This window comes from Chelatococcus sp. YT9, from assembly GCF_018398315.1.
In the GTDB taxonomy this organism is placed as follows: Bacteria; Pseudomonadota; Alphaproteobacteria; order Rhizobiales; family Beijerinckiaceae; genus Chelatococcus.
The window spans coordinates 3,148,192-3,163,874 of the sequence record NZ_JAHBRW010000001.1 but is presented as its reverse complement, the minus strand read 5'-3'; the positions used below and the strand labels follow the sequence as shown (position 1 = coordinate 3,163,874).

The following is a 15,683-nucleotide window of genomic DNA, read 5'->3' as shown; positions in this document are numbered from 1 at the left end:
ATGCTCTAGCTCGCGGCGAATTTCAGCAGCTTGATCGCCGCGAAATCCTGCACACCGCCGCCGACGCGCTTGGTCGTGTAGAACAGCACATAGGGCTTCGATGAGAAGGGATCTCGCAGGACGCGCACGCCCGCGCGGTCCACTACGAGATAGCCGCGCCGGAAATCGCCGAACGCGATCGAGAGGCTATCCTCCGCGATGTCAGGCATGTCCTCGGCCTCGACGACTGGGAAGGACATCAAGGTCGCTGCCTGGCCCAGGGAGGCCGGCGGCTGCCAGAGATAATTGCCCTGGCTGTCCTTGAACTTGCGGATCGCGCTCTGCGTCTTGCGGTTCATCACGAAGGCCGCGTTCTGGCGATAGCCGGCCTTCAGCGCATAGATGAGATCGATCAGGATGTCGGAAGGGTTGCTCGCCGCGAAGGCGCCGTCGACGCCGGTCGATACCGTGCCAAGCTTGCCCCAGCTCCAGCTGGCTTCGGCCACCGTGTCATAGGCCAGGAAGCCCTTGGGCTTGTTAGTGCCGTCGCCGGTCACGAAGGCCGTGCCCTCCTGCTCGGCGAAAACCGTCTCAACCTCATCGGCCAGCCACTGCTCGATGTCGACGACCGCGTCGTCGAGCAGCGTCTGGGTGGCTGCCGGCATGGCATAGAGCTCCATGGCGGGGAAGCTGAGTTCCGCGAGCGTCGGGCTGTTGGTTTGCGGCCGCGCGGCGGTTTCCGCCACCCAGCCGGAGGCCGGCCCCGTGGTCGAGAAGGCGCGCTTGTAGAGGCCGCCCGAAATGACGCGGTTGCCGGAGATGGCGCGGATCGGCGAGATCGCCGCCAGACGCCGCAGCACTTCACGCTCCACTGTGGCCGGAACGAGATACCCGCCGTCGGGGCCGGAGCCTGCCGACAGGGCCTTGGCTTCCAACGTCTTGAGGCCGCCCGCCTCGCCGGATTTCATATAGCCGGCAAAGGCCGCCTTGTGCTCTTGCGCGGCCGCATCATCGGCCCCCTCCCCGGCTGCCGGCGCGCCGAGCGCCGGACGGCGCGCGGCCAGCGTCAACCGGTCGATCCGGCGCTTGGTCTCGTCGAGCGCCTGGTCGATGCGGCCGAGCTTCTCCTCGGTCACCACGTCGGCTCCAAGGCGGGTCTCGATCTCGCTGAGGCGGCTGTCATTCGTCTCGCGGAAGGCCTCGAACGTCGTGGCGAAATCAGCGAAGGCGGCCGCAACCTCCGTGCCGGCGGCCTTCGTTTCAGGGGCGATCAGATCCGTATGCATACAATCGTTCCTTCATGGATCAGAGAGAGAGGCGGACAGCCGCCCAGCGGCTGCGCGGATGACAGCGGCGAGATCCCCCGCGGGCCGCCCTGGGATCGGCAAGGGATGCGGCAAACGCTCTCGCAACAGGTCACGCTTGACGCTGCCGACACGCGCTCCGGGCAGCATCGGGAAGGTGACGAGCGAGATTTCCCAGAGATCGAGCCGGGCGATATGGCGCAGGCCATCGCGCGGATCGGTACGGGCACGTTCCGTGCGATAGCCGATGGAAAGCCCATCCACGGCGCCATCCCGCATCAGTGCATAGATTTCGCGGGCGCGCGCCACAGCGAGATTGAGCTGTCCCCGCACCTTCAATCCGCGCGCATCCTCCGCGAGCGCGAGCCAGCGGCCGATCGGCTCCCCGGGATTGTGCTGCCACAGGAGCTTGATACCCTGGATGCCGCGCCGCTCCAGACTTGCACGGAAGGCACCGCGCTCCACGACATCACGGCCGAGGTCGGGCACGCCGAACAAGCTGGCGTAGCCTTCGAACAGACCGGGCGCTGTAGCCGTCGGGATGAGCTTTACTGTGGGTGCGGCGCGTGGTTCCGGCTTCACCGGCCGGCTCGGGCCGGCTGCCGGCGGCCGCTGGCCAGCCCGGCGGCGCCCGCCTCCAATTGCTCCAGGATGCGCAAGAACGTCGCGATGGCTTCGTCCGGCTTATGGGGCTGGCGGGGGCGGCGCTGTGCAGGCCGGGCCTGCCGCGCGGGTGCAGCATTCATGCTTTTGTCTCCTTGCTGGGATCAGGGAGCGGCTCGATCGGCGAATGGGCCGCGTGGCGAAGGTTGAAGCGGGCGAGCTCGCCGACGAAAACGTCGAAGCGCCGGTTCGCGGCGCTGAGCTCGCGCAGGATGAGCACGAGCAGGGTCGAGGCGCCGCTCGCCCAGAGAAAGAGGGCGAGATGCGCGAGATCGCCCCGCGCGATAAAAATCTCTGTGATAGTGGCCATGACAGGCCTCCGACGATTCAGCCTGGGCTCGGGCCATAGCCGGTTGCCTCCCGCTTCTCGTCGCGATCGAGGAAATCGGCATCAGCAATGCGCCGCCACAGGGCTTCGCGCTCGCTGGACAGCGCCTCGATGCCATCGACATCCGGGACGAGCGTCAACCCGGGCTCATAGGCTGGTCCAAGCCATTGAGCGATGCTCTGGGCCGTGCGCTTGACGAGCGGGATGACCGCCTGCCGCCAGAAGGCGCGGTTGGCCTCGGCGAAATTCGCGTAGGTATTGTCGCCGGGCAGGCCCAGCATCAGCGGCGGCACGCCGAAGGCCAGCGCGATCTCGCGCGCTGCAGCTGCCTTCGCCTCAATGAAATCCATGTCCTTCGGCGAGAGCGACAGCTGCTTCCAGTCGAGCCCGCCATCGAGCAGCAGGGGACGGCCGGCATTGGCCGCACCTTGGAACTGCTCGTCGAGCTCGGCCTTCAGCCGCTCGAACTGCTGATCGGTGAGATTGGTGCCCTGCGGGCCGGCATACACCAGCGCGCCGGACGGTCGCGCCGCATTGTCGAGCAGCGCCTTGTTCCAGGCGCCCGTCGCGTTGTGGATGTCGAGCGCGGTCGCTGCCGCCTCCATGGGCGACAGCCCATAGTGGTCATCGACCGGGTTGAACAGGGCGAGATGCAGGATGGGCGGCAGGCGCTCGTCCTGGCGGAAGCGCACCGTGCCGCCGCCGATGGTGTAGTCATAGGCTTCCGGCCAACCATCGCCGCCCGGCACGACGCGCATGCGGTCCGGCCGCAGTGCGAATAGCTCGCGCGGCTCGCCGTCCAGAGTGACCACTTCGAGATAGGCATTGCCGGCCACCAGGAGATGGCCGTAGACGGCCTCGAGAAAGGCGGCTCCAGCCTCGCGTGGGTTGGGCCGGGCGAGAAGCTTGAGCAGCGGATGATCATCGAGTTCCCGGCGGCCGTCATAGGCAAGCCAAGGCACGGAGCCGGCGGCTTCGGCGATCAGCCGGACGCAGCGATGAACGACCGCGTTGCGCTGGAAGCCCTCGCGCGCCAGCGCTCCATAATCGCGCGGCGTCCAGACCGGCTTGCCCATTTGGTAAAGCGCGATCAGGGGCCCTGTCCGTGAGGCTTTGGCCTCGGGTGACAAAATGCCTTCCGGGCGTGGCGGCGCGTTCACCGCGCGCCCGATGAGGCGGGTGAGGAAGTTCGACATGAACTGAGCTTTCCGGTAGGGCCGTCCTGCGAATACGGAACGGCGTGATCAGAGGCGGCGCACGCGCGGCTCCCCCCGCCCCGTCAAGGCAAGCGCCGTTACAGCCCAGACCAGGGCATCCAGGCGATCGGGCGAGCGCCCGGAGGAGAGGCCACCGGGGCCGAAGTCGGCCATCTCGTCTTCGAGCGCCGGGAGCATACCCACATGCCGCACCCGCCCCTGCTCGTAGAGGGCTGCGACCGGCTCGGCACGCAAATATTTCCCGCGCGTCGCGCGCACCGTCGTGACGGGCACCGCGGGGTCGACCTCCCGGATGACGGCGGCCACCATCTCGCCGCCCTGGTTGACCTCTGCCACGAGCGCATCGGCTTCCAGCCGGCGATAGAGTGCGACCGCGATCTCGGCCCACTCGGCGGGACGCGCCCGTTCGCACGTCGCATCCTCCAGCACGAAGACCTGGCCTCCGGTATCGATGCCGGCCGCGACGATGCCGCAGGCATCAGCCCTTCGGCCCGATGACGCAGGCGGATCGACGGCCACGACGAGACGCGTCAGCGGGGGGGCCTTGTCGGCGCGTACAGATTCGATCGCTTCGCGGTTCCATAAGGCGTCGGCGCGCTCCTCGACGATTTCGCCGTCGAGTTCCTGCCGGCCGAGACGCGTGCCGGCGTAGCGGCCGACGATCGTATCGAGAAAAGCCGGAGCCAGATGAAAGGCATTGGCGCGGGTGGCTGCCCGCGACAGCACTGTGCGCGGCTCCACCATCAGCTTCTTCAAGAGGGGGATCGGGCGCGGCGTCGTCGTCACCACCTGCCGGGGACGCGTGCCCAGGCGCAACCCAAATTGCAGCATGTCCCAAGTCTCCTGCGCGTAACGCCATTTGCAGAGTTCGTCGACCCAGGCCGCCTCAAACTGCGGCCCTCGTAGCTGTTCGGGATCTTCGGCGGAGAAGGCCTGTGCAACTGCGCCGTTCGGCCACTCCAGCCGACGCCGCGTCGGCGTCCAGGTGGGCCGTTCATGTTTAGGGTGAATGGCGAGAAGACCGGAAACGCCCTCGATCATCACATCGCGAACATCGGCCGCTGTCTCACCGACGAGAGCGATCCGCCTGACCGGGGCCGACGCAAAGGACGGGTGTCCAAGCGCCATTCCCCGTACCCATTCCGCGCCGGTTCTCGTCTTGCCCGCGCCGCGTCCGCCAAGCACCAGCCAGACGGTCCAGTCGTCTTGGATCGCGCTCAAAGGGGGTGGCAGCTGATCGGGACGGGCAAAGAGAGGCCAGTAGTGCATCAGCCAGTCAAGAAGCCGGGCATCACAGCTCGCCAGCAGCGGCGTCAGCATCCCGCGCGCGGCGCAGTCGATCAATGCGCTCCGCAAGCTCGCGTCGGAAATCGTCGAGATCCCGGACATCGCCGCCCTCCTCTTCTGGTGCTGTCGCTTCGACAGTGTGTTCGTCTGCCTCAAGGGCGAGGAGATCGCGCAGCGTCTTCACCACGATGGCCAGGGTGCGAGCATCTTTCTCGCGCTCGCCGGGCTCCGTCTTGCCGTCGGCCAGACGTCTCTCTACTTCCCGCACCTGCGCTTCCGCGGTGCGCCAGAGGCGTGCGACGAGAGATCCCCTTTTGGGTTTCTTGCTTTTAGCGCCTGGAGGCGCCGCGGACGGCGGCGGCCTGCCTCCCGCCACAGACTTCGCCTTCGTCTTTGCACTGCGAGGGGTTTTTGCTGAAGCCGAAGTCTTTGCGCACGCCGAGGCGGCCGGCCTGTCGGATGGAGTTGAAAGGGCATTTCGCACCGCAGTCCGGCCCCACCCGGTGGCGGCCATAATCCCGGCAATGGAAGCGCCTTCAGCGCGGCGGCGGCGCATGTCCGCCACGTCGTCCGCAGATGGAGAGGCCATGAAATTGTCCTGTCAACGCTGACCAACTCCCAAGAGCAGACGAAGCTGCTTCCGGAATTGCGTCAGACCAGGGAATTGAAGGTTTTCCGCTCCAGAGCGGCGGCGGCACCGCTGCCAACGGCGCCGCACCGCTCCCCTTTGATAAGCCGACCGGCGCGACCCCACCAATGAGTCGGGCTCAGGCGTAATTCTTGAGCATGGCTGAACCCTACCTCACCAGCGGCTCGCTGTCAAGGATAATTTTCCTATTCTAGGAATAACGCGCTATCCTGGTCACATTGCGGGCCAAAACTGCGTTGTTTAGGTCACACCTGTTGCCAAACAACACACTTCACCGAGCCGTGAGCGGTATTTGCCCCAGTACGGTCACGTTCAAGGAACTTTTGGCCTTAGTTCTCAATGTATCAGGGGCCGTTTTCTACGCGGCTCCAAGATTTTCCCCGGCAGAGGTCAATTATGGTTGGTTTGACACGGCGTATGTTGATGGGCGGCGGGCTCGTGGCTTTGGGTGGATGCGTTTCACGCCCGCCGGTTCCGGTGGAAGTCGGGCCTGCCTATGATCGATCCTTCGAGCGGATGTACGCCGCTATCGATAACGAGCGCTTTCCTGTTCCTGCTGTCGACTTGTCGGAAATCGATCCGGAATTCCTGCGGCGGGAAGTCGCCTATGATACGACCCAGCAGCCGGGAACCATCGTGGTGGATCCGAACGATCGTTTCCTCTACCTCGTGCGACCGAACGGCCGCGCCATGCGCTATGGCATTGGGGTCGGGCGCGAGGGCTTCGGTTGGAGCGGCAACGCCCAGGTGCGGCGCAAGGCGCAATGGCCGACTTGGACACCTCCCGCGCAGATGATCAAGCGCCAGCCGGAACTGCGCCAGTATGCCGGAGGCATGCCCGGCGGTCCGGAAAACCCGCTCGGCGCGCGCGCGCTTTATCTTTATCAGGGCGATCGCGATACTCTGTACCGCATCCACGGCACCAACGAGCCTTGGACGATTGGCCAGGCCGTGTCGTCGGGCTGCATCCGGCTGATCAACCAGGATATCATCGACCTCTATTCGCGGGTTCCCACGGGCACCAAGGTCCTCGTGCTCCGCAGCGATCCCGATCTGATGGCGCAGGGCTGACAGCGGTCACGCCGACGTCACCAGCATAAGCGTCACCATGATCTCGAAGGCACCGGGATCGCTCCAATGCTCTGGAGCAATCCCGGGGTCAGTCGGAGCGCCGGCGCGCACGTTTGGGTACCTTGTTCGGCCAGCTGACGATCCGATCCGGAAAGTCTTCCTCCGGCAGGTCCTCCTCGCTCGTCACGGACCGCCCGCGCAGCGATACGCCTGCCATGTGAACGGTTTCCGGGTCTCCCGAAACGAGCGGATGCCACCAGTAGAGATCCACGCCCTCGCGTACGAGACGGTAGGCGCAGGTCGGAGGCAGCCATGACAGCCGCCCGACCTCCTCGACGGTCAGGCGGATGCAGTCATGCACGTAGGCCTGGCGATTTGGATAATCGCGGCAACGGCAGCTGTCGGTATCGAGAAGACGGCAAGCGATGTCCGTGAAATGAATGGTACCTGTGTCCTCATCCTCAAGCTTGACGAGGCAGCAGCGGCCGCAACCGTCGCACAACGACTCCCACTCGGTCTCATCCATCTGGGCCAGCGTTTTCGTCTTCCAGAACGGTAACTCCGCCGAGTCACGCGGCTCCGCATTTATCGACTCTTTACCGCAGATCTTATCTTTGAATTCGGCGGCGGCCATTTACCATAATACCTTGTCAGACACACAAATGATGCAAGGGATGCGAAAGGTATGCGTCGCATAACGGATCCCGGCGGCGCGTGGAAGTGCAGCCCGATAAAGCAGCACTTATCGCGTCAATATGGCCGTCTTTTGCGTCGTGCATGGTGTTGATAAGCGCTATCGTATCCATCTTATGTATCGGTAATAGCAAACATTAAGGCGGGTTGGCGTGCTATCGTTCGGTGGAGCCTCGTTTTGGAAGCGCCTTAAGCGTCGGGCCCTGGCCTTCGACTCTAAGGTGGATTCGAGCCTCTACGATGCCAGCCGAGACTTCAATGAGGTGTGGTTACGGATCTGCGCCTATTCCGACAGGCTGCGCGTTCGTGGCTTTGCCCGTATTGCCAATGAGCTCGCCTGTGAAGGCCTGACGCTTGGGCTTGCCGGTGGTATCCTGATGCTCGCCCTCGCCATTCCCGCCTTCCGGGAGACGAGCGAGGACTGGCTGAAGCGGCCGGAGCTGGCGGTCACCTTCCTGGACCGCTACGGCAACGAGATCGGCAAGCGCGGCATCCTCCATGATGATACGCTGGCTATCCAGGACATCCCCGACGTCTTCATAAAGGCCGTTCTCGCGACCGAGGACCGGCGCTTCTATGACCATTTCGGCATTGACGTCATCGGCACGCTGCGCGCCGCCTCCGCCAATGCCCGCGCTGAGGGCGTGGTGCAGGGCGGTTCTTCGATCACGCAGCAGCTTGCGAAGAACCTCTTTCTCAACAACGAGCGATCGCTGGAGCGCAAGGTCAAGGAAGCCTTCCTCGCGCTGTGGCTGGAATCGCGCCTGACGAAAAACGAGATCCTGAAGCTTTATCTGGATCGCGCCTACATGGGCGGCAGCACCTTCGGTGTGGTCGCCGCGACCGAATTCTACTTCGGCAAATCGGTCAAGGATCTGACGCTTCCGGAAGCCGCGATGCTCGCCGGCCTGTTCAAGGCGCCCTCGAAGTTTGCTCCCCACGTCAATCTGCCCGCCGCCCGTGCCCGCGCTGCGGACGTGCTGAGCAACATGGTCGCGGCGAATGTGCTGAGCGAGGGACAGGCCGAGATGGCCCGCCGCAACCCCGCAACGCCGATCGACCGTCGCCGCGAGGTCAGCCCGGACTATTACCTCGACTGGGCCTTCGAAGAGGTCAAACGGCTCGCGGACGAGGGCAAGTTCGGCGAGGAACGCGTTCTTACGGTCAAGACGGGTCTCGACATCTTTGTTCAGCACAGCGCCGAGAGTGCGCTGGAGGAGAACCTGCGCCGGGATGGCAAGCGCTTCAATGCGAGCCAGGGCGCGATGGCTGTGCTTGAGCCAGACGGCAATGTACGCGCCATGGTCGGCGGCCGCGATTACGGCGCGAGTCAGTTCAACCGGGCGACAAACGCTCTTCGGCAGCCCGGCTCCTCCTACAAGCCCTTCGTCTACACCGCGGCGCTGGAAGCGGGCCTCTATAAACCCAACACAATCGTCACCGACGCTCCGGTCTGCATCGGCAACTGGTGCCCGAACAACTATGGCCGCTCTTACGGCGGGTCGATGCCGCTGATTACCGCTCTTGCGAAGTCGATCAACACGATTCCCGTCCGAATGTCGCTGGCGCTCGGCAAGGGCAACGCCAGGGTCGGTCGCGCCAAAATCATCGAGATGAGCCACCGCATGGGGCTTACCACCAATCTCGAAGATACGCCCTCCCTGCCGATCGGTGCCGGTGTTGTGACCGTTCTCGACATGGCATCGGGCTACGCAGTCTTCGCCAATGGCGGGAAAAGGGCGAAACCCTATAGCGCGATCGAAGTCCGGAACGGGCGCGGCGAGATCATCTGGCGTCACGACAGCGAGGCGCCGCCACAGCAGATCATCGCCCCATCGGTGATCGCGGACATGAATGTCATGCTGCAGCGCGTTGTCGAAGGCGGCACAGGCGGCCGCGCACGCCTTCCCGGGATCGTTGTCGCAGGCAAGACCGGCACGACCAATGCCTACCGCGACGCCTGGTTCGTCGGCTTCACGGGCAACCTCGTCGCGAGCGTCTGGCTCGGCAATGATGACTACACCTCCACCCGCAACCTGACCGGCGGCGTTCTGCCCGCCCAGATCTGGCACGACACGATGGCGCCGATCCTGGTCGGCACGGACCAGAAACCCCTTCTGGGAATCGATGTGAAACCCGGCGCCGGGGAGAAGCCGGTTGCCGCCAACGCGCCCGCCGCCAGCGAAAGCGGACGTGGCGGACCCATGACGCTGTCACGCCGTTCCTATGAGGCTTTGAACAGCGTGACCGATCTCATCAAGGCCGCCGGCCCCCCGCCGCGCCGACAGGCAGCGGGAGCGCGCGTGCCAGCCACACCGAACGTTTTCGGCTCGGCCACGCCGCCCGTCGCCATGCCCTGATACTCAAGAAACGATGCTTCTCACGGCACCGTGGTGAACCTATTGCATCATCTCATTTGCGCCGTACTCCAGCAGCCTATCAGCATGCAGGGATTGCAGGGTGCCCCCGGACGAGCCGGGGTTGACGCTGCAACCCCGCCGCCGCTTGATGATTGCGGATGCCTTGTGCTCCTCCACCCTCGATTCGCTCGATCCTGACCCGCCGTTGCCGTGCGCTCATTCATCGCCCTGCCCCTGATCTTCGCCATTGGCGCCGCCACCGGCCTCGGCTCGGCCTATTTCGCCGTGAAGGGGGATCCGGCATTCGGTGCTGTCAAATCCGGTCAATGGGTGACGTGGCCGGAGCTCGGCTCAGTGACGATCGATCCCTATGCGCTCGCCAATCTGGCGCGTTCGGCCCGGATTCCGCTTGCGTCGGGAGAAGGCTATGTATTCACCGCGAGCACGGACGAAGCCGGCCGTCCCCTCGACAGTACCTGTCGCTACACGTTGTCGGGTCCCTCGCCGCGGGCACGCGCCTGGACAGTAACGATCTATGATGCGAACGGCGAGCTGTCGCCCAATGCCCTGCAGCGGGACGGGTTCACCTCTCGTGAGCTGACACTTTCTGCCGATGGCACCATCAACATCAATCTTTCACGCGAAGCGACGCCCGGCGACTGGCTTCCTTTGCCGGCAACGCGGGCATTTTCAGCGGTCCTTCGCCTTTACGACACGGCCTTGTCTCCGACGTCCGGAGCCATCAGCAGCATCGGCCTTCCGACACTGAAGCGGACGGCGTGCTAATGGGGCGCATCCTCGGTTCATTCACGCTGACCTTGGTCGCCGGTCTTATTCTCGGCGCAGCGGTCCATATCCTGACGATCTTTGCGATCCCTTATCTGGCAGAGCATAATGCGTACGCTCGCTTTGGCACGGACGACGGCGCGAGCGACCTTCTTTTCCCCAACCCTGCGAAGCATCCGCCCTTCCCCCAGCCAGATCCGGCTGTGGCGGTGGCAGCGTGCTCGTTCGACCTCAGCAAAGGCCCCATCATTGCCTCGGCCAAGCTTGAGGCGAGCTTCGCGTCCCTATCCGTTCACGCGCGTGGAGGCCAAGTGCTCTATGCCATCACCGACCAGGCCGCGACCCGAGGTCAGGTGAAGCTCACGCTCATGTCTCAAGCTTATTTCGACGAGTTTGTCGCGGATAGCGAAGACGCGACGGCAACCAACACCCTGCGCCTCGTGACGACGGAGAACACCGGGCTCGTCGTGATCCGCGTTCTCGCTGCTTTCCCGACCGAAATGCCGGAGGCGAAGAAAACTGCGGAAAGCCTGCTCTGTGCGCCGCAGCCGCCAAACCCTCGGTCGTAAGGATAAATCCTGGAAAACCTAAGACGATTGATGGATTGCAAACATCGCGGTGGCGGTCAGATCTGTCGCGTAGGCCCGCACGTCAGCAGACATTCTTGTCACGCTGCGGTGCTTGCCTCTTGCCGCGCCGCGGCAGCTTCCGCGATGGCGTCTCATGCCGCTCATAGTGAACGCCCATGAAAAGCAGGAGCTCGGCAGGCTTGTCCGATCGGACCGTCGGACGGCGCATCCGAGACTTGAATGCGGCTTGATCCGCCAACTGAACAACCTGCCCTAACTGAGTACCGGCAATTTGGTCCATCGCGGCCTCCGTACAGCGTCCCGAACCGGGTTGCGTCCATCCTCATTAGGAATCGTACGGCGTGGTTAAATGTTCCTTAAATGGAGGTGACTTGCTCTGCAAAAACACAATCAGAAATTGCACCCCGGCCATGAATTTGCGGGATGCGAGAATTTCGCCCGCAACTATAGCACGTCCAGCCGGCGCAATAGAGGCCGCCGGCCGGGGTGGGACCTTCTCACCGCGATCGATTCATGTTCCGCTAACCATTCGACGAGACGGACGCGCGGCCTGCGTCAATATTCCAGCAGAGCGCGCAATCTTTCATCCAACCTTTGAAAGGCGTCATCACTCCTTGGCCAGGTTGAGGAAATGGCGCCCCTCTCGATCCTCCACCTCGACGATCCATAAATCCGGATCGAAAGTGATCTCACGCTGAAGCTTTTCTTCCGCCGCAAGCGGGCTTGGGTCGCCCAGCGGGACCTGGAGGAAAAAGCGCTCTTCCGGCTGATCGCCTGTCAGGCTCTGCGGTGCTGGCCCGTAGAGCGCGCAGGTGCCATCCAGCGGATCAACCTTGATGAAAACCGCTCCGGCCTCGGCGGCACCGCGCCGGCGCAAAACGGCATAAGCGCCCTCTACTGAACAGCGCCTGATATAGGCAGGCACCCAGAAATCAGTCCTCAGCCGCATGGCGAATGTCCCGGTCCCCCTTATTCAACCGGCATGCCGCTAGCCGCGGCAAGGGCCTCCAGCGTCCGCGCGCCGAGTTCGCCTGTGACGGCCAAGCCATGGTCCTTCTCGAAGATCTCGATCGCCTTCTGCGTAGCCGGCCCCATCAATCCATCAGGCTTGATGACGTAGCCCAGCTTGAGCAGGGCCTTCTGCGCATTGAGCAGCACGAGCGAGGCCTGCGGCGTTGCATTGATCGTGCCCGTGGTGGCTGGCAAACCACCGCGGATGAAATCGCCGATAGCGTCCGGCCGCGCGGGCGGCAACGCAGCGGTCGTCTCGCGCGGTGCCGGCGGCACTCGCTCCGGGCGGTTTGGTGGCTGGACGGCAGCCGGCGCCGTGGGCACAGCGACTCGCTGCGGCGGAACCGGCACCGTCGCCGGGGTCGGGGATTCAGCTGGCCGTTGAGTTGTCTCCGACACCGCGCGGCCACGGTCGGAACCGAACAGCGGCGCCGGATGCTGGCCAGGTTGCAGCGCAACCGCATTGACCACGATGAAAACCGCGCAACTCGTCATCAGAAGGGTGGTTAGGGCCGTCGCGGGCCGTCGGACAAGCGGGATGGCGATTATCTTCAGAATAGCGATAGGGCGGACCCCGCTCGCGATAGCGCCCGCGATCGAGCGGGACGTCGATGTCTTCGCCCCCTTCCCGCGCGCACTGCGAGCTTGGGCAGTCGTTTGGCCGCGTGTGCGCGCTCGCGGCTTTTCCGGAGCGCTGTCGTAGATCCTGAAATCGTGATCGGAACGAGCTAGAACTTCACGCACGACGCTTCACAGCCTCTTTTTCATGGTCGTCTTTGCGACGATTAGCCCAGGGCATTGGCAGCCCTATGTCCAGTCGCTGGCGCGTTGGCCGGGCCACGACACCGGTGCGGCAATCCTGAGGCAGCGACACGGTCACTGTTGTGCCCTTGCCGGCGGTGCTCGCGATATCGATTGTGCCATGGTGCAGCGATATGAGCCCATTAACGACCGATAGGCCCAGCCCGGTTCCTTCATAAGGCCGGTCGTAAGACGAGCGCGCCTGGAAGAACGGAGAGCCGAGCCTTGGAATATCCTCTTCCGCGATGCCGATCCCGGTATCCGCGACACTGAGAACGAAACGCTCGCCCTCGACCTTTGCACTCACACGAACTTCTCCGCCCGGCGGCGTGAATTTCACCGCATTCGCAATGAGGTTGAGCACAATTTGCCGGCAAGCGCGCTGGTCGGCTACCAGCACATGGTCGTTACGCTCGAACTGACGGCGGAGGACGATCTCGGCATCCTTGGCCTTGAGCTGCATGAGATCGCAACAATCATTGAGCAAGGCGCTCACATCGAAGGGCTCGAATTCAACCTCGAAATTGCCCGCCTCGATCCGCGACATGTCGAGCAGCATGTTCACCATTTCCAGGAGATGGCGGCCCGAGTTCTGCACGATCATTGCATACTCACGCTGCCGCGCCTGATCGTGCGGTGATAGTGCGGGGCTCGCTAGGATCTCGGAAAAACCAATGATGGCATTGAGGGGCGTGCGCAATTCATGGCTGACGGTCGCCAGGAAGCGGCTTTTGGCCTCATTGGCGCTTTCGGCTTGGCTCAGAGCCTCGTCGAGTTCAGCCTCATGCTGTTTGAGGGGGGTGATGTCGCGCGTCACCGCAACGACAGCATAGGTATCGTCCAGAAGTTCGCCCGCAGCATTCTGGGCGCGTTTGACGGTCATCTCTACCCAGATGAAGCTGCTCGCGGCCGGGCCTGTCTCCGGGTCGGAGGAAGCCACGTTGAGCCGGAACTGCGTGTTCAAGGGCCCTGTGGTGAAAACGGCATCAGTCAGCGTCTTGATGAAGCCGGGGCGGTCAGCGATGTGGACGAGATCGAACAGGCCGCGCCCATAAAGCCGCTGCGCCGGAAGGCCGGTCAGGATTTCGGCGGCCGAGCTGACGAAAACCACCGAGCCGCTGCGATCATGCCATGTGACGAGATCGCCTATCGTCTCCAGAACCACCTGATCGCGTGCGTCGTGCTGGGCGATAACGGCACGGTCCTTGGCCTCTCGGCGGCAGGCTGCGAGCGCCTGCGTCGCCACATAGCCGATCGCCGCCGACGCGCAGAGCGGCATCATGAGCCCCGGCTGCACACCACCGGCTTGCACGAAGCCGAGCGCCTGAAGGATCGCGACGGTAAAGGCGGCGGCGACACCCATGAAGCTCGACGCCAGCACCAGGCGTGTCGAGCCTGACAGAAGCGCCTCCACCGGCAGGGCCACGAGGCAGATCAGCGCGGGCGAGGTCGTGCCTCCGGAAGCGGTCGCGAGCACTAGGACGAGCAGCGCGAAGGATGCCGACGACAGACCGTAGGCAACATCGAGCCGGCCGGTCTGCGACAGCAGCACGACGGCGCCGATCGGGGCAGCGAGGAGAATGAGCACGAGGAGCTGCGCGAGCGACGGCACGCCGAAAACCGCGAGATAGAGCGGTAGCGCCGTCAGGGCAACGAAAGCAACGATCAGGCGTGTTACGATGAAATGCTCGTGACGCGCGCGTTCATCTTCATCCTCCCCGACCGAGGGGTGAATCAAGTTCGCCAGGCGTTGACGCAACGACAATCCAGAGATCAAAGCGGTCACGGTCGTCACACGCTCGATAGGCGCGCCCCTTTCCATTGAGCCCACACAATGGCAGTTGCGGCTTAAACGAACGCTAAGAAACGCTTTGCATCTTACCCCGACAGTGCGGCAACGCCGAGAGGCCTGCGTGAGACGGCCATTTTGCCGTCGGGGAGACGTGATGTGAGCGATGTTCCATGAGTTTGCTATGGCGCTGCGCCATCTGCATCGCGGCGATCTACTGGTTCTCGCCCGTTCACGACCGCGCGGAGGAACAGCATCACGCCACTCCCCCAGCCGCGGCCCAATCCCGCAGCGCCATCACCGGCAGTGTTGGCAAGACGGGTCCGGGAACAACGCGCCCTCTATCCCCAGCGGATAACGCCCGCGATCTCATCACCGCCGCCGAGCAAGCCACGCGTCTCCTGAATTCACTCGATGCGGAGACGCGCCGACACCTGATCGATGCGCTGATCGCCACACCGGCCGGCGGCGCAACCGGAGCTCGGCAGAAATAACTCTCCCTTCCGGCCTGTCTGGCATCTTCCTTCCCTTTCCGCTCTCGTGGGCCCGAGAAATGGATGTCCGTCGCGTTGACAGACGAAAATGCTCTGGCCCTTTGCATGTGGAGGGCCCATATCACCTCTGAACCTTGACGGAGCGGGTCAACACCGGCCTGCCAAGACATCGAAGCAAAAGCCCGAACCAAGGATAGTTTCATGCAGCCGCCGCTCGACGAGATACTCGACAATTTCGAGTTCCTCGACGATTGGGATGATCGTTACCGCTACCTCATCGAGCTGGGGCGGATGCTGGAGCCGCTGCCGGATGGCGCCCGCTCCGAGGCCAACAAGGTTCGAGGCTGCGCCAGCCAGGTTTGGCTCGAGACGCAGATCACCCGCAATGCCGACGACGAGCCGGTGGTGAGTTTCCGTGGCGACAGCGACGCGCATATCGTCCGAGGGTTGGTCGGGCTGACTTTTGCCATCTTCTCCGGCCACACCGCCCGCGAGATTGTCGGAACGGATGCGCTCGCGCTATTCAACAAGCTTGGGCTTGGTGACCATCTGACCCCGCAGCGCTCGAACGGCCTGCGATCGATGGTCGAGCGCATTAAAACCGACGCACGAACTGCCCTTGCCGAAGCGGCAACGTGAGCAAGACAAGCTGACCGTGGCC

The 15,683-nt window shown here is 63.8% G+C and carries 17 protein-coding genes; 6 read left to right on the top strand and 11 right to left on the bottom strand.

Annotation, left to right across the window (positions count from 1 at the left end):
• Positions 1 to 5: 5 nt before the first annotated feature.
• Genes KIO76_RS14465 through KIO76_RS14435 form a run of 7 tightly spaced genes read right to left on the bottom strand, consistent with a single transcriptional unit; the run spans position 6 to position 5,046 of the window.
• Positions 6 to 1,265, bottom strand: coding sequence for a phage major capsid protein (locus KIO76_RS14465; protein ID WP_213323921.1), 1,260 nt, complete (start codon positions 1,263 to 1,265; stop codon positions 6 to 8).
• 12 nt (positions 1,266 to 1,277) lie between these two features.
• Positions 1,278 to 1,865, bottom strand: a complete 588-nt coding sequence (locus KIO76_RS14460; RefSeq protein ID WP_213323920.1) for an HK97 family phage prohead protease — start codon at positions 1,863 to 1,865, stop codon at positions 1,278 to 1,280.
• Positions 1,862 to 2,029 carry a hypothetical protein gene (locus tag KIO76_RS14455; protein ID WP_213323919.1) on the bottom strand — a complete coding sequence of 56 codons (168 nt, stop codon included), beginning with the start codon at positions 2,027 to 2,029 and terminating at the stop codon, positions 1,862 to 1,864. The genes KIO76_RS14460 and KIO76_RS14455 overlap by 4 nt, the downstream gene beginning before the upstream one ends.
• Positions 2,026 to 2,256 (bottom strand): hypothetical protein, encoded by a 231-nt coding sequence (locus KIO76_RS14450; protein ID WP_213323918.1) that lies wholly within the window; start codon positions 2,254 to 2,256, stop codon positions 2,026 to 2,028. The genes KIO76_RS14455 and KIO76_RS14450 overlap by 4 nt, the downstream gene beginning before the upstream one ends.
• A 17-nt stretch (positions 2,257 to 2,273) precedes the next feature.
• Entirely contained in the window at positions 2,274 to 3,470 is a 1,197-nt protein-coding gene (locus KIO76_RS14445) for a phage portal protein (protein ID WP_213323917.1), read from the bottom strand.
• Positions 3,471 to 3,518: 48 nt separating this feature from the next.
• Positions 3,519 to 4,811 (bottom strand): terminase large subunit domain-containing protein, encoded by a 1,293-nt coding sequence (locus tag KIO76_RS14440; protein WP_213325270.1) that lies wholly within the window; start codon positions 4,809 to 4,811, stop codon positions 3,519 to 3,521.
• Positions 4,783 to 5,046, bottom strand: coding sequence for a hypothetical protein (locus tag KIO76_RS14435; RefSeq protein WP_213323916.1), 264 nt, complete (start codon positions 5,044 to 5,046; stop codon positions 4,783 to 4,785). The genes KIO76_RS14440 and KIO76_RS14435 overlap by 29 nt, the downstream gene beginning before the upstream one ends.
• Before the next feature lie 777 nt (positions 5,047 to 5,823).
• Here KIO76_RS14435 and KIO76_RS14430 point away from each other — a divergent pair.
• Complete coding sequence (locus KIO76_RS14430; RefSeq protein WP_213323915.1) at positions 5,824 to 6,498, top strand: L,D-transpeptidase; 675 nt, start codon at positions 5,824 to 5,826, stop codon at positions 6,496 to 6,498.
• Positions 6,499 to 6,586: 88 nt separating this feature from the next.
• Here KIO76_RS14430 and KIO76_RS14425 read toward each other — a convergent pair whose 3' ends face one another.
• A complete protein-coding gene (locus KIO76_RS14425; protein ID WP_213323914.1) occupies positions 6,587 to 7,132 on the bottom strand; it encodes a YcgN family cysteine cluster protein in 546 nt (181 codons plus the stop codon).
• Between the two features lie 280 nt (positions 7,133 to 7,412).
• On the opposite strand from KIO76_RS14425, the gene KIO76_RS14420 reads away from it, so the two are divergent.
• The 3 genes from KIO76_RS14420 to KIO76_RS14410 all read left to right on the top strand — a co-directional run bounded on the left by KIO76_RS14420 (position 7,413) and on the right by KIO76_RS14410 (position 10,906).
• On the top strand, positions 7,413 to 9,551 hold the full coding sequence (locus tag KIO76_RS14420; protein WP_291977268.1) for a transglycosylase domain-containing protein: 2,139 nt from the start codon (positions 7,413 to 7,415) through the stop codon (positions 9,549 to 9,551).
• A 210-nt stretch (positions 9,552 to 9,761) separates the two neighbouring features.
• Positions 9,762 to 10,337, top strand: a complete 576-nt coding sequence (locus KIO76_RS14415; protein WP_213323912.1) for a DUF1214 domain-containing protein — start codon at positions 9,762 to 9,764, stop codon at positions 10,335 to 10,337.
• Positions 10,337 to 10,906: a DUF1254 domain-containing protein gene (locus KIO76_RS14410; protein ID WP_213323911.1), complete on the top strand. Its 570-nt coding sequence runs from the start codon at positions 10,337 to 10,339 to the stop codon at positions 10,904 to 10,906. Before KIO76_RS14415 ends, KIO76_RS14410 begins: the two co-directional genes overlap by 1 nt.
• A gap of 628 nt (positions 10,907 to 11,534) precedes the next feature.
• Here the strand turns inward: KIO76_RS14410 and KIO76_RS14405 are convergent.
• From KIO76_RS14405 to KIO76_RS14395, 3 genes are read right to left on the bottom strand one after another with little or no spacing between them, the layout of a single operon-like run.
• Positions 11,535 to 11,876 carry a DUF1491 family protein gene (locus KIO76_RS14405; RefSeq protein ID WP_213323910.1) on the bottom strand — a complete coding sequence of 114 codons (342 nt, stop codon included), beginning with the start codon at positions 11,874 to 11,876 and terminating at the stop codon, positions 11,535 to 11,537.
• Between the two features lie 20 nt (positions 11,877 to 11,896).
• Complete coding sequence (locus KIO76_RS31370) at positions 11,897 to 12,682, bottom strand: peptidoglycan-binding domain-containing protein (protein ID WP_213323909.1); 786 nt, start codon at positions 12,680 to 12,682, stop codon at positions 11,897 to 11,899.
• Entirely contained in the window at positions 12,675 to 14,525 is a 1,851-nt protein-coding gene (locus KIO76_RS14395; RefSeq protein WP_213323908.1) for a PAS domain-containing sensor histidine kinase, read from the bottom strand. Before KIO76_RS14395 ends, KIO76_RS31370 begins: the two co-directional genes overlap by 8 nt.
• A 176-nt stretch (positions 14,526 to 14,701) precedes the next feature.
• On the opposite strand from KIO76_RS14395, the gene KIO76_RS14390 reads away from it, so the two are divergent.
• Positions 14,702 to 15,022, top strand: a complete 321-nt coding sequence (locus KIO76_RS14390) for a hypothetical protein (RefSeq protein WP_213323907.1) — start codon at positions 14,702 to 14,704, stop codon at positions 15,020 to 15,022.
• A 201-nt stretch (positions 15,023 to 15,223) separates the two neighbouring features.
• A complete protein-coding gene (locus KIO76_RS14385; RefSeq protein ID WP_213323906.1) occupies positions 15,224 to 15,661 on the top strand; it encodes a SufE family protein in 438 nt (145 codons plus the stop codon).
• Positions 15,662 to 15,683: the final 22 nt, after the last annotated feature.